The organism is Arenimonas sp. (genome assembly GCF_022842045.1).
In the GTDB taxonomy this organism is placed as follows: domain Bacteria; phylum Pseudomonadota; class Gammaproteobacteria; order Xanthomonadales; family Xanthomonadaceae; genus Arenimonas.
In genome coordinates this window covers 26,816-46,786 of the sequence record NZ_JALHQI010000018.1, presented here as the reverse complement: position 1 = coordinate 46,786, position 19,971 = coordinate 26,816, and the positions used below count along the sequence as shown (strand labels likewise).

The 19,971-nt window shown below is 70.0% G+C and carries 20 protein-coding genes and 1 pseudogene; 13 read left to right on the top strand and 8 right to left on the bottom strand.

What is annotated here, in order from left to right; translation table 11 throughout:
- From gyrB to Q0C12_RS05930, 10 genes and pseudogenes are all read left to right on the top strand, one after another.
- Nucleotides 1-855, top strand: a pseudogene (gyrB, locus tag Q0C12_RS05975) (DNA gyrase subunit B); the annotation flags it as partial.
- A complete protein-coding gene (locus Q0C12_RS05970; RefSeq protein WP_290887568.1) occupies nt 833-1,939 on the top strand; it encodes a CPBP family intramembrane glutamic endopeptidase in 1,107 nt (368 codons plus the stop codon). The pseudogene gyrB and the gene Q0C12_RS05970, both read left to right, overlap by 23 nt.
- Nucleotides 1,940-2,012: 73 nt before the next feature.
- Entirely contained in the window at nt 2,013-3,614 is a 1,602-nt protein-coding gene (locus Q0C12_RS05965; RefSeq protein WP_290887565.1) for an inactive transglutaminase family protein, read from the top strand.
- 3 nt (nt 3,615-3,617) lie between these two features.
- Nucleotides 3,618-4,589: an alpha-L-glutamate ligase-like protein gene (locus tag Q0C12_RS05960; protein ID WP_290887562.1), complete on the top strand. Its 972-nt coding sequence runs from the start codon at nt 3,618-3,620 to the stop codon at nt 4,587-4,589.
- 182 nt (nt 4,590-4,771) lie between these two features.
- On the top strand, nt 4,772-6,031 hold the full coding sequence (locus Q0C12_RS05955) for a tetratricopeptide repeat protein (protein ID WP_290887559.1): 1,260 nt from the start codon (nt 4,772-4,774) through the stop codon (nt 6,029-6,031).
- A gap of 106 nt (nt 6,032-6,137) precedes the next feature.
- The gene (locus Q0C12_RS05950; RefSeq protein ID WP_290887556.1) at nt 6,138-6,794 is read left to right on the top strand and encodes an energy transducer TonB; all 657 of its coding nucleotides are present in this window, start codon (nt 6,138-6,140) and stop codon (nt 6,792-6,794) included.
- 52 nt (nt 6,795-6,846) lie between these two features.
- Complete coding sequence (locus Q0C12_RS05945; protein ID WP_290887553.1) at nt 6,847-7,641, top strand: MotA/TolQ/ExbB proton channel family protein; 795 nt, start codon at nt 6,847-6,849, stop codon at nt 7,639-7,641.
- A 28-nt stretch (nt 7,642-7,669) separates the two neighbouring features.
- Complete coding sequence (locus Q0C12_RS05940) at nt 7,670-8,083, top strand: biopolymer transporter ExbD (protein ID WP_290887550.1); 414 nt, start codon at nt 7,670-7,672, stop codon at nt 8,081-8,083.
- Nucleotides 8,084-8,095: 12 nt separating this feature from the next.
- The gene (locus Q0C12_RS05935) at nt 8,096-8,506 is read left to right on the top strand and encodes a biopolymer transporter ExbD (protein WP_290887547.1); all 411 of its coding nucleotides are present in this window, start codon (nt 8,096-8,098) and stop codon (nt 8,504-8,506) included.
- 156 nt (nt 8,507-8,662) lie between these two features.
- Nucleotides 8,663-9,058, top strand: coding sequence for a biopolymer transporter ExbD (locus Q0C12_RS05930; RefSeq protein WP_290887545.1), 396 nt, complete (start codon nt 8,663-8,665; stop codon nt 9,056-9,058).
- Here Q0C12_RS05930 and Q0C12_RS05925 read toward each other — a convergent pair.
- Nucleotides 9,055-9,816 carry a pyridoxine 5'-phosphate synthase gene (locus Q0C12_RS05925; RefSeq protein WP_290887543.1) on the bottom strand — a complete coding sequence of 254 codons (762 nt, stop codon included), beginning with the start codon at nt 9,814-9,816 and terminating at the stop codon, nt 9,055-9,057. The two genes, Q0C12_RS05930 and Q0C12_RS05925, sit on opposite strands and share 4 nt — an antisense overlap.
- A gap of 87 nt (nt 9,817-9,903) precedes the next feature.
- On the opposite strand from Q0C12_RS05925, the gene Q0C12_RS05920 reads away from it, so the two are divergent.
- Both Q0C12_RS05920 and Q0C12_RS05915 read left to right on the top strand, forming a co-directional pair.
- Nucleotides 9,904-12,774 carry a diguanylate cyclase gene (locus tag Q0C12_RS05920; protein WP_290887539.1) on the top strand — a complete coding sequence of 957 codons (2,871 nt, stop codon included), beginning with the start codon at nt 9,904-9,906 and terminating at the stop codon, nt 12,772-12,774.
- Complete coding sequence (locus tag Q0C12_RS05915) at nt 12,764-12,928, top strand: DUF2256 domain-containing protein (RefSeq protein ID WP_290887536.1); 165 nt, start codon at nt 12,764-12,766, stop codon at nt 12,926-12,928. The genes Q0C12_RS05920 and Q0C12_RS05915 overlap by 11 nt, the downstream gene beginning before the upstream one ends.
- Before the next feature lie 9 nt (nt 12,929-12,937).
- Here the strand turns inward: Q0C12_RS05915 and Q0C12_RS05910 are convergent, their stop codons facing one another.
- The 5 genes from Q0C12_RS05910 to Q0C12_RS05890 form a co-directional block, all read right to left on the bottom strand.
- Nucleotides 12,938-13,180, bottom strand: a complete 243-nt coding sequence (locus tag Q0C12_RS05910; protein ID WP_290887534.1) for a GlsB/YeaQ/YmgE family stress response membrane protein — start codon at nt 13,178-13,180, stop codon at nt 12,938-12,940.
- Nucleotides 13,181-13,261: 81 nt separating this feature from the next.
- Nucleotides 13,262-13,522 carry a hypothetical protein gene (locus Q0C12_RS05905; protein ID WP_290887532.1) on the bottom strand — a complete coding sequence of 87 codons (261 nt, stop codon included), beginning with the start codon at nt 13,520-13,522 and terminating at the stop codon, nt 13,262-13,264.
- Between the two features lie 84 nt (nt 13,523-13,606).
- Nucleotides 13,607-15,022 (bottom strand): cardiolipin synthase, encoded by a 1,416-nt coding sequence (gene cls / locus Q0C12_RS05900; protein WP_290887577.1) that lies wholly within the window; start codon nt 15,020-15,022, stop codon nt 13,607-13,609.
- A 59-nt stretch (nt 15,023-15,081) separates the two neighbouring features.
- Entirely contained in the window at nt 15,082-15,783 is a 702-nt protein-coding gene (locus Q0C12_RS05895) for a 2OG-Fe(II) oxygenase (RefSeq protein WP_290887530.1), read from the bottom strand.
- Entirely contained in the window at nt 15,780-16,802 is a 1,023-nt protein-coding gene (locus tag Q0C12_RS05890; RefSeq protein WP_290887528.1) for a class 1 fructose-bisphosphatase, read from the bottom strand. The genes Q0C12_RS05895 and Q0C12_RS05890 overlap by 4 nt, the downstream gene beginning before the upstream one ends.
- An 87-nt stretch (nt 16,803-16,889) precedes the next feature.
- Here Q0C12_RS05890 and Q0C12_RS05885 point away from each other — a divergent pair, with 87 nt between their 5' ends.
- A complete protein-coding gene (locus Q0C12_RS05885) occupies nt 16,890-18,134 on the top strand; it encodes a DUF4010 domain-containing protein (RefSeq protein WP_290887526.1) in 1,245 nt (414 codons plus the stop codon).
- A gap of 9 nt (nt 18,135-18,143) precedes the next feature.
- Here Q0C12_RS05885 and Q0C12_RS05880 read toward each other — a convergent pair whose 3' ends face one another.
- Nucleotides 18,144-18,782, bottom strand: a complete 639-nt coding sequence (locus Q0C12_RS05880; protein ID WP_290887524.1) for a response regulator transcription factor — start codon at nt 18,780-18,782, stop codon at nt 18,144-18,146.
- Nucleotides 18,779-19,924, bottom strand: coding sequence for a histidine kinase (locus Q0C12_RS05875; RefSeq protein ID WP_290887522.1), 1,146 nt, complete (start codon nt 19,922-19,924; stop codon nt 18,779-18,781). Before Q0C12_RS05875 ends, Q0C12_RS05880 begins: the two co-directional genes overlap by 4 nt.
- Nucleotides 19,925-19,971: the final 47 nt, after the last annotated feature.

The following is a 19,971-nucleotide window of genomic DNA, read 5'->3' as shown; positions in this document are numbered from 1 at the left end:
ATCGAGCGCGGCCACGTCTACATCGGCCTGCCGCCGCTGTACAAGATCAAGCAGGGCAAGAACGAGATGTACCTCAAGGACGACGGCGCGCTCAACGCCTACCTCGTCAACAACGCGGTCGAGAACGCCGAGCTGCGCCCGGGCGAAGGCCTGCCGGCGATCTCCGGCGCGGCGCTGGAAAAACTGCTGCTCGATTTCGTCGCCGCGCGCGAGACCATCGCCCGCTTCGCGCATCGCGTCGATTCGCCGGTGCTCGAGGCGATGCTGGAAATGCCCGCGCTCACCGCCGAACATTTCGCCGACGAACAGCGCCTGGCGCCGTGGTGCCGCGAGCTGGAGAAGCGACTGAACGCCACCGGCCTCGGCCGCGCGCGCTACGTCTTCTCGATCCAGCCCGCCAGCGACGACGGCCACGCGGGCGCGCTGGTGGTGCAGAAGCAGCACCACGGCCTGGCCGCGACCCAGGTGCTCGCCGCCGCCCAGCTGCTCGGCGGCGAACTGCGCCAGGTGAACGAAATGGCGGCCACGCTCAACGGCCTGCTGCAGCCGGGCGCCACGCTCGTCCGCGGCGGCAAGAGCCAGCCCGTGTCCAACTTCGTGCAGGCCCAGGAATGGCTGCTCGAGGAAGCGAAGAAGGGCCGCATGATCCAGCGCTTCAAGGGCCTGGGCGAAATGAATCCCGAGCAGCTGTGGGAAACCACGGTGAATCCGGAAACGCGCCGCCTGCTGAAGGTGCGCATCGAGGACGCCGTCGCCGCCGACCAGATCTTCGCCACGCTGATGGGCGACGTGGTCGAACCGCGCCGCGAGTTCATCGAGGACAACGCGCTGCGTGTCGCCAACCTCGACGTCTGACGACGCCGCGACATCGCCTCGCCACCGCGTACTGCGCTGGTGGCGGGGCACGCCGTTCCGCGGCGCCATCCTCGACCTGCTGCTTTACTTCGGTGCGACGCTCGCGCTGACCATCGCCTTCGCCACGCCGCTGGTGCTGCAGTTCCAGCGCGAGCAGCCCTACGGGCCGCAGCGCGTGCAGCTGGTGTTCCAGCCCTGCGAGGCCGAGCGCTGGAACGAGGCGGCGGTCAAGGACGTCCTCGCACGCCAGGGCGAGCTGCGCCCCGCGCGCGCGCCGGACGGCAGCCCGATCCCGAAGTTCATGAACGTGCTGATGCTGCCGCACGAGGCGGAGGGCGCGCACGAGCCCGCGGTACTCGGTTACTTCGAGCTGCATCCGCACACCGGCCAGCGCCCGCACATCGATGGCCCGGCCCTGGTGAAGGCCGCCGGCTGCCCGGTGACCGAGATCCGGGTGTCGCCGCTGGCCAGCCTGGTGGATGCGATGCAGTCGCTGCCGCAGCGCCTGGCCAGCCCGCTGGTGATCCTGGCGTTGTGCGCATCCGGGCTGGCCGCGCTGCTGGTGTGGTGGGTGCGCGGGCGCCGGCTGCCGGCGCTGCCGGCACCCATGCCGCTGGGCCGCGCGCTGGTGCTGGCCGTGCTCGCCGGCGTGCTGCTGCAGGCGGCGGCCACCGGCCTGCTGCTCGGGCTGCGGGACCTCGGCCTGCCGCTGGAGCCCAGTAACCTCGAGCCCCTGTTGGCCCTGATCGAAGAGCGGCCGGTGGTTGCCTTCCTGCTGGTGGCCGGCGTCGCGCCGGTCGGGGAGGAGCTTTTCTTCCGGCATGTATTGCTGCGGCGATTCGCCGTGGTCGGACGGGCGGCCACCGGCCTGGTCGCCAGCGCGGTGGTGTTCGGCGTCCTGCACGAGATCACCGCGGGCAACGGCGGCCGCCTAGCGCAGCTGGCCATGGCCGGGATCTACGTGCTGATGGGCGCGGCCTTCGGGTTGTTCTACCTACGGACCGGGCGCTTCGCGGCGGTCGCGCTGGCGCACGGGGTGGCGAACGCCGTGGCGCTGGGCCTGCTGGCGTATTCGACTTCCTGACTCCGGGGTTACACTGGCGCGTCGCCGTCGGCCGGGGAAATCCGGCGGCTCCAAGCAACCGACCTGGACACCCATGAGCAAACGCCACCTTTACCTGCTGGCCTTCTCGATCATCGCGATCGCGTGCGCGGCCATGTACTACAAGTGGAACGTGCTCAAGTTCCCGCTGCAGCCCGATGCGCAGGTGCAGGTGTGGACCGTGCAGGCGCACGTCGAATACCAGCCGCGCGCCGCCGCCAACGCGGTGACGCTGCAGATCCCGTCCTACACGCCCGGCTTCGCGGTGCTCGACGAGCGCTTCATCGCGCGCGGCTATTCCAAGCTCGAGTCCACCAGCCCGGAGGGCCGCGAGGTGCAGTGGGCCAACCGCCGCGTGGTCGGCGAGCAGGACCTCTACTACCGCGCCACCATCGTGCGCAGCCAGGAGCAGGACCAGGCGCTGCTGGACTTCGACCCGGTGATCCCGTCGCCGCCGGAGCTCGAGGAGCCCTACGTCACCGCCGCCGACAGCCTGCTGCTGCAGGTGCGCGAGGGCTCGATCAACAACGTCACCTACGCGCGCGAACTGCTGCGCCGCCTCGGCGAGGCCACGCCGAGCGAAGAGGTGGCCCTGCTGGCCGAACGCTACGGCGCCGATGAAAGCGACCGGGCCCACTTCGCCGTACAGCTGCTGGCCCGCCGCAGCATCCCGGCGCGCGTCATCCATGGCATCCGCCTGACCGACGAGCCGCGCGAAGGCGAGGGCCGCCTGCAGCCGTGGCTGATGGTGCACGACGGCCTGGCCTGGACCATCATCGATCCGCGCACCTTCGCCGAGGGCCTGCCGTCCGACCTGTTCCTGTGGAGCAGCAGCGATCGCCGCGTGCTGCAGATGGAGAGCGAGTCCGCCGCTTCGCTGATGTTCTCGGTCAGCCGCAACCTGGCCGACGCCATGGCCATCGCCGAGCGCCGGCTCGAGGTGCAGGACGCCAACCTGGTCCGCTACTCGCTGCTGAGCCTGCCGCTGCAGGCCCAGGAAACCTACCGCGTGCTGCTGATGGTGCCGATCGGCGCCTTCATCATGCTGCTGCTGCGCAACCTGGTCGGCGTCAAGACCTACGGCACCTTCATGCCGGTGCTGATCGCGCTCGCCTTCCGTGAAACCGCGCTGGTGGCGGGCGTCACGCTGTTCGTCCTGGTGGTCGGCTTCGGCCTGCTGGTGCGCTTCTACCTCGAGCGCCTGCGCCTGCTGCTGGTGCCGCGCCTGACTGCGATCCTGATCCTGGTGGTGCTGCTGATGGCCGCGGTCAGCGTCCTGTCGAACCGCCTGGGCCTGGAGGTCGGCCTGTCGGTGGCGCTGTTCCCGATGGTGATCATGGCCATGACCATCGAGCGCATGTCGGTGGCCTGGGACGAGCGTGGCGCCGGCACCGCCATCCGCGAGGGCGTGGGCACGCTGATCGTCGCCGCGCTGGCCTACCTGGTGATGAGCTGGCGGCCGCTGGAGCACCTGGTGTTCGTTTACCCCGAGACCCTGCTGGTGCTGTTCGCGTTCTCGCTGCTGCTCGGCCGTTACTCCGGTTACCGGTTGAACGAGCTGTTCCGCTTCCGCGCCCTCGCCCGCGAGCCGGACCCGATCACGCCGCCGCCGGCGCCCGCCGACGCCACCGACACCGCGTCTTCCGGCAAGGCCTGAGCCATGGGCTGGTTCAATCCCTTCCGCGTCGCCAAGCGCCTCCGGCAGATCGGGCTGATGGGCATCGGCCAGCGCAACGCGCACTACGTGCTGATGCACAACCCGCGCAAGTTCTACCCGCGCGTGGACGACAAGCTGCTGACCAAGAAGCTGGCGCTGCAGGTCGGCCTGCCGGTGCCCGACCTGTACGCGGTGGTGCGCGAGGAACACGAGATCGCCGAGCTGCACGAGAAGCTCAAGGGCCGCGACAGCTTCGTGGTAAAGCCGGCGCACGGCTCCGGCGGCGACGGCATCCTGGTCATCTCCGGCCGCCGCGGCGACAAGTACCGGCGCGCCAGCGGCTCGCTGATGTCGCGCGACGAGTTCGAGCACCACCTGTCGAACGGCCTGTCCGGCCTGTTCTCGCTCGGCGGCCAGCCCGACCACCTGATCGTCGAGTACTGCGTGCAGTTCGACCCGATCTTCGACAACGTCAGCTACAAGGGCGTGCCCGACGTCCGAATCATCGTCTTCCTGGGCTATCCGGTGATGGCGATGATCCGCCTGCCCACCCGCCTCTCGGACGGCAAGGCCAACCTGCACCAGGGCGCCATCGGCGTCGGCATCGACATCCCGACCGGCAAGACCAAGCGCGGCGTCTGGGGCACCGAGATCATCCGCGAGCACCCCGACACCGAGCACAGCATCGTCGGCCTGGCCATCCCGCACTGGCGCGACCTGCTGCAGATGGCCTCGCGCTGCTACGAGCTGTCCGGCCTGGGCTACGTCGGCGTCGACTTCGTGCTCGACCGCGACAAGGGACCCTTGATCCTCGAACTCAACGCCCGCCCCGGCCTCGCCATCCAGATGGCCAACGGCAATGGCCTCGAGCACCGCCTGCGCAAGATCGAGGCGCTGCGTGACCGCGGCGAACTGGCCAAGGACCCGGCCGAGCGCGTGCAGTTCGCGATCGACAACTTCCCGACCACTGGCTGAACGCCGCCGGGGCCTTCACGCCGATTTAAACCTACGGCCCGCGACAACGGTCAAGCTGCGGCCAAGAGAAATGGATACGGGGGCGAACGGTCCGACAGGACATCCGGGTTGAGCCGGGCACGCGTTCCCCGTTACCCTTGCTGGCCCACACCGCGCACGGCGCGGCGCCAAGGAGTCATGTAATGAAGGCCCTACACACGCTCAAGATCGTCGTGCTCGCCGTGTTCCTGACGGCTTCGTTCGCGGCGCCCGACGCCGACGCCCAGCGCAAGCGCGGCGAACCGACCGAGCTCTATCCCGACGCCGCCCGCAAGTCGCCCGCCGGTACCTACGCGCCGCGCCTGGCCAAGCAGCACAAGACGCTGCAGGAGATCTACACCGAGGAAGGCCGCGAGCAGGAAGCGCTGGCGCTGGCCGAGGAAATCATCAACCACGAGAGGGCCAAGCCCTTCGACAAGGCCATCGCGATGATGACCGCCGGCACCGTGGCCGTGTCCATGGACGACGAGGCCCGCGGCATCGACTACTTCGAGCGCGCGATCGCCGAGGATGCCCTGGTCAACGACAACCACTACAACCTGATGGTCAACCTGGCGGCGCTTTACATCAACGCCGAGCAGTTCGACAAGGCCGACCCGCTGCTGGCGCGGCTGATCAGCGAGACCTCGACCAAGAACCCCGACGTCTACGCGATGCAGGCCTCGAGCTTCTACAACAACGACAAGTTCGCCGAGGCGATCGAGTCCCTGAAGAAGGCCTCCGAGCTCAAGGGCGAGTCGCAGCCGCAGTGGAACCAGATGATGCTGGCCGCCTACGCCGAGCTGGGCCAGGACGACCAGGCCATCGCCCTGGGCGAATCCATCCTCGCCAAGAACCCGGACGACAAGCGCGCCATCTCCAACCTGGCGCTGCTCTACAGCAACAACGAGCAGCCCGAGAAGGCCGTGGCCCTGCTCGACGGCGCCCGCAAGCGCGGCCTGCTGAACGAAGCCGTCGACTACGAGCGCATCTTCTCCACCTACTACAACATGGAGCAGGAGGCGCAGGCCGCCGGCGTGCTCGAGGAAGGCCTGGCCAAGGGCATCCTGCCCCAGGAGGCCAAGTACTACACGATGCTGGCCCAGGCCCACTACTTCAGCGACAGCATCGCCCCGGCCATCAGCGCCGCCCAGAAGGCCGCCGACCTGTCCAAGGACGGCGAGCCCGGCCTGTTCCTGGCCCAGGTGCTGGGCCAGGAGGACCGCAACGCCGAGGCCATTGCCGCCGCCCGGGCCGCCATCGCCAAGGGCGTGAAGAGCCCCGGCACGGCATGGATGGTGATCGCCCGGGCCGAGTACTATTCGGACAACCTGGCGGCCGCCAAGACCGCTTACCGGGAAGCTGCCAAGGACCCGACCACCCGCGACCAGGCCCAAAAGGCCCTGGCCCAGATTTCCCGTTGATCGGTTGGTAAACCGGTAACCTTGGTATAAGCTAACAAGTTCCCGCCGCTCCCCGGCGGGTCACGGCTTAACGCCGGCAGACCAGAGAGCTCGAGCCGCCACCCGCATGACGGACAAGAATTACAACTACGAAGACAAGCCCCAGGGCATCAGCTGGGCTCGCATCGGCGGCAATGCCTTCGCCATCGCGCTGCATGCGATCGCGTTCATGCTGATGCTGATCCCCGTGGCTACCCCGGAGAAGGCCGAGAAGCCCGACGAAGTGACCCAGGTCAGCTTCATCGAGCCGCCGCCGCCGCCCCCGCCGCCGCCGCCGCCGCCGCCGGAGCCGCCGAAGGTGGTCCAGCGCATCATCGAGCAGCCCAAGCCGACGCCGGCCCCGCCGCCGCCGGAAGAGCCGCCGGTCGTGTTCGACGATCCGAGCCCGATCGACATCGAGGCGCCGCCGCCGGCCCCGCCCGCGCCGCCGGCCCCGCCCGCCGACTTCAGCCCGTCCGAGGACATCAGCGGCCGTGCGATGAACCCGCCGCGCTATCCCCAGAAGGAGCTGCGCGATGGTATCGGTGGCGTGGTGATGCTGCGCGTCACCATCGACGCTTCCGGTAACGTGCTCGACGTGCAGATCCAGCGGTCGAGCCGCAACCGCAATCTTGATCGCGCGGCCATGGATGCCGCTCGCAAGTGGAGGTTCAACCCGGGTATGCGCGGCGGCCAGAAGGTCGGTGGCGACGTCCTGGTGCCCGTGAACTTCAATCCCGGCTAAGCAATAAAAGCGTTCATCCCGTAACGGTCAATCACACAAGAAAGGCACCCTTATGCTGCAGGACATCCTCCTCACCGCCGCCGCCGCCGTCCCGGCTGCCGTTGGCGGCGCTGCCAACAACGCCGAAGCCCTCAACCAGATGGGCTTCGCCCACCTCTGGAAGGAAATGACCTCCGCCCCGGGCGAGTTCCTCGTCTCCTGGGTGGTCTTCCTGATGCTGGTCGTGATGTCGTTCGGCTCGTGGTGGTACACGATCGTGAACTTCATCAAGAACACCGTCGTCTCCGGCCGCGCCGACACCGTCGTCCGCACGTTCTGGGAAACCCCGAACGCCCAGGACGCGATCCGCTTCATGGAAGAGCAGCCGGCCAACGAGCCGTTCTCGAAGATCGCGCTCGACTGCGCCCAGGCCGCTGCGCACCACCAGCGCCATGAGGGCAGCCGCCTGGTCGACGCCCTGAACCGCTCGGAGTTCATCGACCGCGCCCTGCGCCAGGCCGTCACCCGCGAGAGCGCCAAGCTCGAGAACGGCATGACCTGGCTGGCCACCGTCGGCGCGACCGCCCCGTTCGTGGGTCTGCTCGGCACCGTGTGGGGCATCTACGGCGCCCTGATCCGCATCGGCGCCACCGGCTCGGCTTCCATCGACGCCGTGGCCGGCCCGGTGGGCGAGGCGCTGATCATGACCGCCTTCGGCCTGTTCGTCGCGATTCCGGCCGTGCTTGCGTACAACGCGTTCAACCGCGCCAACCGCAACACCTACGCCAAGTTCGACACCTTCGCGCACGATCTGCACGACTTCTTCGCCACCGGCTCGCGCGTCGGCGACGTGCCGGCCAAGCGCTGAGTCAACAGTCCAACCAGGAGCGGCAGGCATGGCCTTTTCTACAAACTCCGGTGGCGGCGGCCCGATGGCGGACATCAACGTCACGCCCCTCGTGGACGTGATGCTGGTGCTGCTGATCATCTTCATGATCACGGCGCCGCTGATGTCGCATAAGGTGAAGGTCGACCTGCCCCAGGCCACCCTGGAGCAGAAGCCCGAGATCGACCAGCCTCCGATCACGCTGGCGATCGAAGCCAGCGGCCAGGTCTACTGGAACGACGAGAAGATCTCCACCGAAATGCTCGAGGCGCGCCTGGCCGTCCTGGCCCAGCGCTCCCCGCAGCCCCAGGTGGACGTGCGCGCCGACAACGTCACGCGCTACGCGATCATCCAGGACGTCGTGAAGAAGGTGCGCCTGGCGGGTATCCGCAAGGTCGGCTTCGTGTCCTCCCCCGAGCGCTGAGGAAAGACTCCCATGGCATTCTCCTCCAACGCTGGCAGCGGCCCGATGGCCGACATCAACGTCACGCCCCTCGTGGACGTGATGCTGGTGCTGCTGATCATCTTCATGGTCACCGCCCCGGCCCTGTCCTACCAGATCCAGGTCGACCTGCCCCAGCGGACCACCAATCCGCCGCCGCAGCCGAAGGATCCGCCCGAGCCGATCCGCCTGCGGATCGAAGCGGGTGGCACCGTCACCTGGAACAACTCGCCGATGCCGATCTCGGTGCTCCAGTCGTCCCTGGAAGTCGAAGCCGAGCGCTCGATCCAGCCGACCCTGGAAATCGAGACCGACCCCGACGCGCAGTACGAAATGCTGGCCAAGGTCCTGGCTCGCGCCAAGAACGCCGGCATGGAAAAGATCTCTTTCGTGGAACCCGGCTAAGGCCGCGCTTCCCGCACCTGCAGCAACGCCGCCTCCGGGCGGCGTTTTTTTTTGGACCGGTGGGAGGGACTTCAGTCCCGATGCTCCTGACCTCGTCTTGCGACGGTGTCCACCCGGGCGTACAAGGAAGTCGGGACCCCCGGAAGGAGTAGCGCCATGGCCTTCACCGCCGCACGGACCGCTTCCGACACGATGTCGGAGATCAACATCACGCCCCTGGTCGACGTCATGCTGGTGCTGCTGGTGATCTTCATGGTCACCGCCCCACTGATGGACTTCCGGATCCCGATGGGGCTCTCCCAGCCCACCCCCGAGCCGCCGCCGCCGAGTGAACAGGTCTCGCTGTTGGTCGAGCGCGGCGACCTGTTCCGGCTCGCGGGGCAGCCCGTCACGGCCCAGGCCCTGCCGGCCGCGCTGAAGGCGATCGAAAGCCGCCAGCCGGGCTTCCTGCTGCGGATCGAGGTCGATCCCGAAGCCGACTACCAGTCCGCCGCCACCGCATTCGCCGCCGTGGAGCGCTCGGGCATCGGCAAGTACGGATTGGCCGACTAGGCCCCGCCGGACGCCGCGCGGATGAGGTCGCGGTAGGCCCGGACCGTCGGACCGAGGCCCTGGTGCAAGGCCTCGCCGAACAGTGCGTGCCCGATCGACACTTCGAGCACGCCCGGCACGCCGCGCAGGAAGTCGCCGAGGTTGGCCTGGCTCAGGTCGTGGCCGGCGTTGACGCCCAGGCCCAGGGCCTGCGCCTCGCGCGCGGTGCGGGCACACAGGGCGACAGCCGCCCGGGCGTCGCCCGTGGCGTGCGCTTCGGCGAACGGCCCCGTGTAGAGCTCGATCCGGTCCACGCCCATGTCTGCCGCCAGGGCCAGGCCCTCGGCCCCCGGGTCCATGAACAGCGACACCCGCACGCCCCAGGCCTTGAGCTGCGCCACCAGGGGAGCCAGCCGCGCCGCGTCGCGCGCCAGGTCGAACCCGTGGTCGGAGGTGAGCTGGCCGTCGCCGTCGGGAACCAGGGTTGCCTGGGTCGGGCGGACCGCGTCCACCAGCGCCAGGAAGCCCGGGTAGCCGGGGCGAGGCGGTGCAAACGGGTTGCCCTCGAGGTTGTACTCGACCCGGCCCGCCACCACGGCGGCAAGGTCGTGCACGTCCGCGGGCCGGATATGCCGCTGGTCCGGCCGGGGGTGCACGGTGATGCCGCCGGCGCCCGCGGCGATCGCCGCCTCGGCCGCCACCACCACGCTGGGCTCCAGGCCGCCGCGGGAATTGCGGAGCACGGCCACCTTGTTGACGTTGACGCTGAGCAGGGTCATCCCGGCAGCGTACCCTGCCGCCCGGCCGTCGGAAATCCCTTCTTCAGGACCGCGGAACCGGGCCGGCGCCTGGTGGATAATCGCCCGATGCCCTACCTGACCCTGCTGCGCGGGTTTGCCCTGGCCGCCGCCTTGCTGGCGGCGACGATGGCGGCTGCGAATGCGCTGCCCGGCAATCCGCTGGCGCGCCACTTCAGCTCCGAGGAAACCCACGCCTCGCCCAGCCACTTCGATGTCACCACCGGTGCGAACGGCGAGCTGTTCGTCGGCAACTATGACGGCGTGCTGCACTACGACGGCGTCGACTGGCGCCTGGTCCCGCTTCCGGCCAACGTCGCGGCGCGTGCGGTGGCCACTGGCACCGATGGCCTGGTCTACGTCGGCAGCTACGATGGCTTCGGTCGCCTGGTGCGCAAAAGTGATGGCAACTTCGTTTACGAGGAGCTCCTGACGCGTGCCGGCCTGCGCGGCGAAGATCGCCACATCGGCATCGTCTGGGACGTCATGGCGACCCACGCCGGTGTCTGGTTCCATACCGAGGGGGCGCTGCATTTCCTGCCTTATGACGACGGCCAGGCGCGCCGCTGGCCGCTGCCGGCCGAGGTCCGCAGCTTTTACGCCGTCGGGGACGAACTGTGGGTGCGGCTGAACGGCAAGGGCGTGTGCCGCTTCGAGGATGGCGAATTCGTGCTGCTCCCAGGCGGTGAGGCCTTCGCCGATCGCGCCCTGTCCGGCGTGGTGCCGCGCGAGGGATGGAACCTGATGGTGGCCGGCGATGGCCTGTTCATCGCCGACGAAGACGGCATCCGCCGCATGACCGGCGCCGCCGACCAGCGCGTCGCCGGCCGCTCCGCCTACGTCGCGCAGGCCTTGGACGACGGCAGCGTGGTCATCGGCACCCAGGACGGCGAACTGCTGCGCATCGGCGCCGACCTGCAGCCGCGCGAGATCCTCGACCTCGGCGGCTTCGCGATTCGCGCGCTGGGCCTGGATCGCGAGGGCGGGCTCTGGGTCGCGACCGAAGGCGACCTGGTGCGGCTGTCGCTGCCCTCGCCCTGGTCTTTCCTGGGCCAGGACCATGGACTGGTCGGCAGCCCGAATGATTTCGAGTGGTACGACGGGGCGGTCTGGCTGGCGTCGTCGCGCGGCCTGCAGCGCATGACGGTGCGTCCGGATGGCGGCGTCGCCAACGAGCGCCTGCCCTGGACCCAGTTCGAGGCCCAGGCCCTGCATGCCAGCGAAGGCGGCCTGCTGGTCGGCATCCGCGAAGGATTGCTGGTGCTGGACCCGGGCGCCCGCGCGCCGCGCCGGCTTTACGAACACGCCTACCATGGCGTCTACGGACTGATGGAATCGGAGTACGACCCGGGCCTCGTCTACGCGGCCACCGCGTCCGACCTAATGCTGCTGCGCCGTCCGGCGGGCCGCTGGGAAATCGTCGCGACGATCCCGTTCCACGGCATCAGTGCCTACGGCATCGAGGAAGCCGGACCGGGCGAACTCTGGCTCGGCGACAGCCGCGGCCCGGTGCAGCGCTGGCAGCTGGACCTCGACGCCGGCATCTTGGTCGAGCGCGAAGTGTTCGACGATGCCCGCGGGCTGCCGGTGGATGCCGACACCGGGACCAGCATTTTCCGGCTGGACGGGCGCATCCATGCCGTTAGTGGCGGTGTCGGCTTCCGCCTCGACGGCGACCGCTTCGTTCCCGACCAGGCGCCGCCGGTGACCCTGGTCGATCGGCCCGACGAACTGGTGGTCGAACACACGCCGCTGGGCGACTTCGCTTTCACCACCCGCCAGCTGTGGCGCCGCTTGCCCGGCGAGGACACCTGGCAGCAGGTCTACCCGGGCGCCAGCTTCGCCGCCGGTTACTCCAACCTGCGCATGAGCCGCGATGGCGTTCTGCGCGTGGCGACCTGGGACGGCCTGCTGCAGTACAACCCGAATGAAGTCGAAGCGCGTCCGCAGCCGCTGAGGCTGGAGATGGAGCGCGTGATTGCCCGCGGCCCCGCCGGCGACAGCCTTCCGCTGCCCACCCGCACGGTCGGCGAACCGGTGCAGGTGCCGGCCGGCTACGGCCTGAGCCTGCGGTTCGGCATGGTCAGCATGGAAAGCGGCGCCGAGTTCCGCTACCTGCTGCACGGCGTCACGCCTGCCTGGAGCGACTGGACCGACCGCGACCTCACCATCCGCGCCCTGGCTGCCGGCGACTATTCTCTGGAAGTGCAGGCGCGCACCCGCAATGGCCGCCAGGCCGCGGCGATGAACTACCGTTTCCGGGTCGAGCCGCGCTGGTACGAGCAGTGGTGGGTGCTCGTCATCGGACTGGTCGCGCTGGCGGCGCTGGCGGTCGCCATTACCTTGTGGGCGGTACGCCAGCGCACCGAGCGCTACCTGGCCGCCAACCGCCGCCTTGAAGCGCGCATTGCCGAGCGCACGCGCGAGCTCGAGGAGCTCAACCACAAACTCGCCGAGCTGGTGACCGAGGACGCACTGACGGGCGTCGCCAACCGCCGGGCGCTGGAGAACGGCCTGCGCCGCGAATGGTTCCGCTGTCTCGACCAGCGCCGCCCACTGTCGGTGCTGATGATCGACGTGGACCACTTCAAGGCCTACAACGACACCCACGGCCACCTCGAGGGCGACGTGCAGCTGCGCGGCATCGCCCAGCGCCTGAACCAGCAGCACGACCCGCAGCGCGAACTGCTGGCCCGCTACGGCGGAGAGGAATTCGCCCTGCTGCTGCCGGGCGTGCATCCCGACGAAGCGCTGCGCCGCGCCGAGTCGATCCGCGCCGCGATCGCCACCAGCGACGCCGGCATGACGGTCAGCGTGGGCGTCGCCGGCTTCGTGCCGGACGTGCAGGTGGAGCCGGACGCGCTGCTGCGCCGCGCCGACGCGGCCCTTTACGTGGCCAAGCGTGCCGGCCGCAACCGCGTCGCCGCCGATGGCGGCTGAGCGCCGAGCGCCGGGCAGTCCGCGACCGGAAAAGACCTGTCCGGTCTGCCAGCGCCCGTTCCAGTGGCGCAAGAAGTGGGAGCGTGACTGGGACCGCGTGGTCTACTGCTCCGACGCCTGCCGGCGCGGCACGCCGCGCGGCAGGGCCGGCTGAGCGGGCTGCTCAGGCCTTCTTGATCAGGCCGATGATGGCCAGCAGCAGGATCGCGCCGATGAAGGCGGTGATGAACAGCCCCATGTCGCCGCCGAACGACAGCCCCAGCTTGGGCAGCAGCCAGCCGCCGAAGAACGCGCCCAGCACGCCGACGACGATGTTCACCAGCACGCCGAAGCCGCGGCCCTTCATGACCACGCCGGCGAGCCAGCCGGCCAGCGCGCCGATCAACAGGAAAATTAGCAGGTTCATGGTTCTCCCTCCCCGGGAACGAATGGAACGGAATCCCGCGCGGCGCGCGGGGGTGTAGACACGCTCAGGCTAGCACGTGGCTCAGTCCTGGCCTTCCCGGGCGTCCTGGGCGCGCTTGCGCGCCTCGGCCTGCTCGCGCATGGCGCGCAGCTCCTCGGGACCCAGGATGTGGCTGATGTCGCGCGACTGGCTGGAAATGCGCGAGGACAGCCAGCCCAGCACCCACGCCACCATGAAGCCAAGCGCACCGGCCAGGAAAACCAACACGCCCAGCGTGGGCATCGTGCGGACCATCGCCAGGGCCAGGCAGGCGATGGAAGCGAGCAGGTAGAGCCAATGCATGCGTGCAGCCTCCGGATTTTCCGGCGAGTGTAGCCCAAGCCGGGCCGGCCCCGGCCAGTGCCCCGGCGCCGGCTCCGGCGCCGGCTAGAGCAGGGGCGAAAACAGGCGGGCGCAGGACTCGCCCAGCCGCCGGGCAAAACCGCCTGGCGGCCGGTCGGCGCGCACCTCACGGCAGTGGCCCAGGTCTTCGGTCACCTGCCCCTCGAGCCGGCCCGCGATCGCCTCGTCGTGCAGCAGCACGCTGAGCTCGAAGTTGAGCCGGAAGCTGCGGTGGTCGAAATTGGCGCTGCCGACCAGGCAGGTGTCGTCGTCGATCAGCAGCGCCTTGGTGTGCAGCATCCGCGGCTGGTACTCGAACACGCGCACCCCCGCCGCCACCAGCTCGTCGAAGTAGGAGCGCGCCGCGGCGCTGACGATGATCGAGTCGCTGCGCGCCGGCACGATCACCCGCACGTCCAGGCCGCGCAGCGCCGCCGAGGTAAGCGCCATCCTGGCCGCCTCGCCCGGCACGAAGTAGGGCGTCACCAGCCATACCCGCCGGTCGGCTTGGTGGATCGCCTCGACCTGCACCCGGTGGATCGCTTCCCAGGGGGAGTCCGGGCCGGCCGGCAGCACCTGGGCCAGGATTCCGCCGGCCGCGGCCGCCGGCCACAGGCGTTCATCGCGCAGCGCGGTGCCGGTGGCGTAGTTCCAGTCCTCGAGGAAGGCCAGCTGCAGCCAGCGCACCACCTCGCCCTCCAGCCGCAGGTGCAGGTCGTGGAAGGCGTCGGCGCGGACGCGCTCGTTCTCTTCGTCGGTGATGTTGATGCCGCCGGTGAAGCCGATGCGGCCGTCCACCACGACGACCTTGCGGTGGTTGCGCAGGTTCACCCGCGGCCGCCACAGCCAGCGCAGCCGCGCCGGATGGAACCAGGCGATCTCGACCCCGGCCGCGCGCAGCGGTGCCAGGAAGACCTCGCGCAGGCGGCCGGAACCGATCGCATCGAGCAGGAGCCGCACCCGCACGCCCGCCTTCGCCTTCGCCACCAGCGCGTCGCGCAGGGTGGTGCCGGTCTGGTCGGGCTCGAAGATGTAGTACTCCACGTGGACGTGGTGGATCGCGCCGGCAATGGCTTCGAGCAGGGCGTCGAGGGTTGGCCCGCCGCCGCTCATCAGGTCGGCGCGGGTGGCGCTCGAAGGCGCGAAGCCCGTGCTGGACTGCCCGAGCCGCGCCACGGTGGTGCAGTCCTCGCTGGCCTTCAGGCCCGAGGGCAGCGTGTCGTCCAGGCTGGCGCGCGAGCGCGATCGCCGCAGCCGCTGGCGCCGGATCCGCTGCGGCCCGAGGAAGTGGTAGATCAGCAGGCCCAGCACCGGCAGTAGCGCCAGCGACATGATCCAGCTCAGCGTGGCGATCGGCTCGCGCTTCTGCAGCACGATCCACCCGGCCAGCACGACCAGATAGGCCGCCCAGATGGCCAGCAGCCAGGGCTTGAGGTCAGGCCAGAGTTCGCTCAACGGCATCGGGGCGCCCGGGAACGCAGGTTTGGGCGCCATGATGGCACGCCGGGTGCACGCGCCGCTCAACGCGCGCCGAACAGCTGCTCCGCGCGTTGGAACAGGATCCAGCTGGTGGCGATGTACTTGTCGCCCCCCAGCGGGCGGTTGCCGCGGTGGGTGTGGGTGAACGCGGCGGGCGCGATCAGCAGGCTGCCGGTGCGCGGCGCAATCTTGCGGCCCTGGTAGAGGAACTCGGTTTCGCCCTCGCGGAACCCGTCGTTGAGGTAGATCGTCCACAGCACGTGCCGGTGCAGGGTTTCGGCGCTCGCGTCGCGCGGGTACAGCTCGCAGTGCCAGTACGGATAGCCCCCCTGCCCGGCGGTGTAACGCTGCAGGTTGATGGCGCCCGGCCGCAGCACGCTGCGCACCAGGTTGGCCAGCGCCGCGTCGTCCATGGCCGGGAAATCCTCGGCGGCGATACGGCGCAGCTTCCCGTCCGCCCCCGGGACCTGCAGCATCAGCGGCGCGATCAGCGCGTGGCTGTACTTGCGCAGGTAGGCCAGCAGGCCGGCGAACACGGCGTTGTTGAGCGCCGCCTCCACTTCCTGCCACTCCGGCTTGCCGGTGATCTGGATGTCGCGGCTGTCCTTGAGTTCGGGCATCACGCCGCCCCCGACCCGGCCCGGCACCGCCGCGCCGCTTTCCTCGAACGCGGCCAGGATCTGCGCGCAGGCCTCGGCGTTCAGCGCGCCTTCGTAGACTTCGATGAAGTCGCCGTGGCTCACGCGTCGTGTTCCGCGTGGTAGCGGACCGCGGCTTCCACTTCCTTGCGCGAGCCCAGCATCACCGGCACCCGCTGGTGCAGGCCGGTGGGCGTGACCTCGAGCATGCGCTGGCGGCCGGTGCTGGCGGCGCCGCCGGCCTGCTCGACGATGAAGCTCATCGGGTTGGCCTCGTACATCAGGCGCAGCTTGCCGCCCTTGTCGCGGCACTTGGCGTCGATCGGGTAGAAGAAAACGCCGCCGCGGGTCAGGATGCGGTGCACGTCGGCCACCATGCTGGCCACCCAGCGCATGTTGAAGTCCTTGCCGCGCGGGCCTTCCTTGCCGGCCAGCAGGTCGCCGACGTAGCGCTGCATCGGCGGCTCCCAATGGCGCTGGTTCGACATGTTGATGGCGAACTCCTTGGTTTCCTCGGGGATGCGGATGTCGCGCGAGGTCATCACGAAGCTGCCGATCTCGCGATCGAGCGTGAACGCATGGGTGCCGTGGCCGACGGTGAGCACCAGCATCGTGCTCGGCCCGTAGGTGGTGTAGCCAGCCGCCACCTGCGCGGTGCCGGGCTGCAGGAAGTGTTCGTCGCCGGGCTGGACCACGTCGTCCGGGCAGCGCAGCACCGAGAAGATGGTGCCTACCGAGATGTTGACGTCGATGTTGGAGCTGCCGTCCAGCGGATCGAACAGCAGCAGGTAGTTGCCGCGCTGGAAGGCGTCGGGAATCGGCTGGCTGTGGTCCATTTCCTCGGAGGCCAGGCCGGCCAGGTGGCCGCCCCAGGCGTTGGCCTCGAGCAGGATGTCGTTGCTGAGCACGTCCAGTTTCTTCTGCGCCTCGCCCTGGATGTTCATGCTCTGCGCGCCCGGGGTGCCGGCGTCGCCGAGCACGCCGCCGAGGGCGCCCTTGCCCACCGCGATCGAGATGGACTTGCAGGCGCGTGCGACGACCTCGATCAGCAGGCGCAGGTCGGCGTTGATGCGGCCGGCGTGCTGTTCCTCGATGAGGTAACGGGTCAGCGAGATCGGCTTCATGGCGCTCCGGCGGGCAGGGGGACCCGTGCATTGTCCGGGCTGGGGCGGGGCTTGCAAGCCGCGGCCCGCGGGGTGCGAGAATCAGGCATGTCCGCCGTGCCCGTGTTCGACAACGCGTTCCTGCTGTCCCTGGGCACCGCCCTGGGCCTGGGCCTGCTGGTGGGCGCGGTGCGCGAGCGCCGCCGGCCCGAGCCGGCCGTGGTCGCGGGCCTGCGCACGCATGCGCTGGCGGCGCTGTCCGGCGCGGTGTCGCTGTGGCTGGGGCCGGCGGTGTTCGCGGTGGTGGTGGCACTGTCGGGCCTGCTGGCGGCGATGAGCTACCGCCAAAGCCAGGCCCAGGACCCCGGCCTGACCGGCGAAGTGGCCCTGGTGCTGACCACCCTGCTCGGCGGCCTGGCCGTGCCGCTGCCGGCCCTGGCCGGCGCGCTCGGCGTGGTGGTGGCCGCCCTGCTCTACGCCAAGGCGCCGCTGCACCGGCTCACCCGTGACCTGCTCAGCGAACGCGAGCTGCAGGACGGGTTGGTGCTGCTGGCCTCGGCCCTGGTGGTCCTGCCGCTGGTGCCCGACCGCACCCTGGGTCCGTACGACGTCTTCAACCCGGCCACGCTGTGGAAGCTGGTGGTGCTGGTAATGGCGATCAGCGCGCTGGGCCACGTCGCGCTGCGCGCCACCGGCAACCGCTGGGGCCTGGCGGTGGCGGGTTTCTTCGCGGGCTACGTGTCGTCCACCGCGGCGGTGGCCGGCTTCGGCCAGCGCGTGCGCGAGACGCCGGCGTTGCTGTCCTCGGCGGTGGGCGCGGCGATGCTGGCGAACTTCGCCTCGCTGACGCTGTTCGTGCCCATCTTGCTGGCGGTGTCGCCGGGCCTGCTGGGCGAGGTCTGGCCTGAGCTCGCGGCGGCGGGCGCGGTGATGGCATGCGGGGGGCTGCTGGGCCTGCATCGCGGCGAAGACGGGGCCATTCCCTCGCCGACCGCGAAGACCCGGATGTTCCGGTTCTCGCATGCACTCACCTTCGCGGCGGTGATCACGGCCGTGCTGTTCGCCTCCGCCGCACTCAACGACTGGCTGGGCCCGCGCGGCGCCATGGTCGCGGCGACGCTGGCGGCGCTGGCCGAGGTGCATGCGGCGGTGGCCACGGTCGGCAACCTGTTCCGCAGCGGCGTGTTTGATGCCGAACAGGCGCGCTGGGGCCTGGTCGGCCTGCTCGCGGCGAGCTGGGTGGCGAAGTCGGTGGTGGCCTGGACCAGCGGCGGTCGCGCCTATGGCCTGCGCGTGATGCTGGGTCTCAGCGCGGCGGTGTTGGCCGCGGCGGTGTTGCCGTGGCTCACCTGAGCACCGGGGTCAGATCACCCGCAGCGTGATGGCCTTGAGCACCGCGCGGGTGCGGTCGCGGGTGCCGAGCTTGTCGAGGATGTCGGAGACGTAGTTCTTCACCGTGCCTTCGGAAAGGAACACCGCGCGCGCGATCTCCTTGTTCGAGTAGCCGCCGGCCAGCAAGCGCAGGATCGCCACCTCGCGCTCGCTGAAGGTGTCGGTGGGGGCGGCCTGGTCGCGGTAGGCATAGCGGGCGCGCACCGGGTCGGTGGGCACCGGCGCGAGCAGGGTCTCGCCGCCGGCGACGCGGGTGATCGCCTCGAGCAGGTCTTCCGGCGACGCATCCTTGAGCAGGAAGCCCTGCGCGCCGGCCGCGGCGGCGCGCAGCGGCAGCGCCTCGTCGTCGAAGGTGGTCAGCAGCACCACCGGCGTGGCGTCGCCGCGTTCGCGCAGGGCCTGCACCAGGCCGAAGCCATCGAGGCCGGGCATGCGGATGTCGGACAGCACCACGTCCACCGGGATCGACGACAGCGCGTCCAGCAGCGCCTCGCCGTCGCCGGCCTCCAGCACCACGGCCACGGTGTCGAAGCCGGCCAGCAGCGCCTTCAGGCCGCTGCGCACCAGGGCCTGGTCGTCGGCCAGGGCGATGCGGATCGGCGCGCTCACGCCGCCACCGGCAGCCAGGCCTGCAGGTGCACGCCGCCGGTGCCGGTGCGGCCGACGCTCAGTCCGCCGCCCAGTGCCTCGAGTCGCTCGCGCATGCCGCAAAGCCCGTTGCCGGCGCGGACCTCGCCGCTGCCACGGCCGTCGTCGCGGATGTCCAGCCGCAGCGCTTCGTCCTCGCGGCGCAGCACCACCCACAGGTTCTGTGCCTGCGAATGCTTCACGGCATTGGTCAGCCCTTCCTGCACCGCGCGCAGCACCGCCTCGGCCTGCGCCACCGAGCCCACGCGGGCATCGGGGCCGACCTGGAGCTGCAGGCGCGGGCGCGGGAAGGGACGGGCCAGCGCGGTCAGTGCTTCCTCGAGGTCCAGGCCGTCGCCCTGGCGCATCTGCTGCACCACGCCGCGGATGTCGGCCAGTAGTTCGTCGGCCAGGCGCGCGCACAGCTGCACCTGCGCATCGGCCAGGAAGCGCGGGTCGCGGGCCAGGGCGGCAAGGTTGAGCTTGAGCGCGGTGAGCTTGTGGCCGGCCACGTCGTGCAGCTCGCGCGACAGGCGCAGGCGCTCCGAGTCGCGCGCCGTCTCGGCCAGCAACGAGCGCGTGGCCAGCAGGTCGGCGTTGGCGGCGGCCAGTTCGTCGCGGGTGCGCTCGGCGCTGAAGGCGAACCACGCGGTCAGCGCCGCGAAGCACTGGAAGCTGCCGTGCATCACGGTCGAGATCAGCGGCGACTGCAGCTGCCAGCCGTCGCGGTAGATCAGGTAAATCGCGACGTTGATCGCCAGGATGATCGCCACCGCCGGACGCGGCGACCACAGGTGCACGATCTGGATCACGCACAGGATCAGCAGGATCGGCAGCGAGGAATTGCGCGCCAGCAGCATCAGTGCGAACGCCAGCGCCACCTGGCCCAGCAGCATCAGCCGCGGCAGCATCCGCACCTCGGCCTCGCGCGGGCCGCCGGTGACGGCCAGGAACAGGCCCAGGAACGCCAGGTGCATCATCGCCAGCAGCGTCACCGAGGGCGGTCCGGGCAGCCAGGGCGGCGGCGACCAGCGCGCGAACAGCAGCTCCCAGCCGATCGCCGCCCAGGCGATGTAGGCGGCGAAGTTCAGCGGCGACAGCAGCACCTTCAGGCGTTCGTTCATGGCGCCAGCTTGGGCCGCGGGCAGGCCGCGCTCAAGTCCCGCGGGCA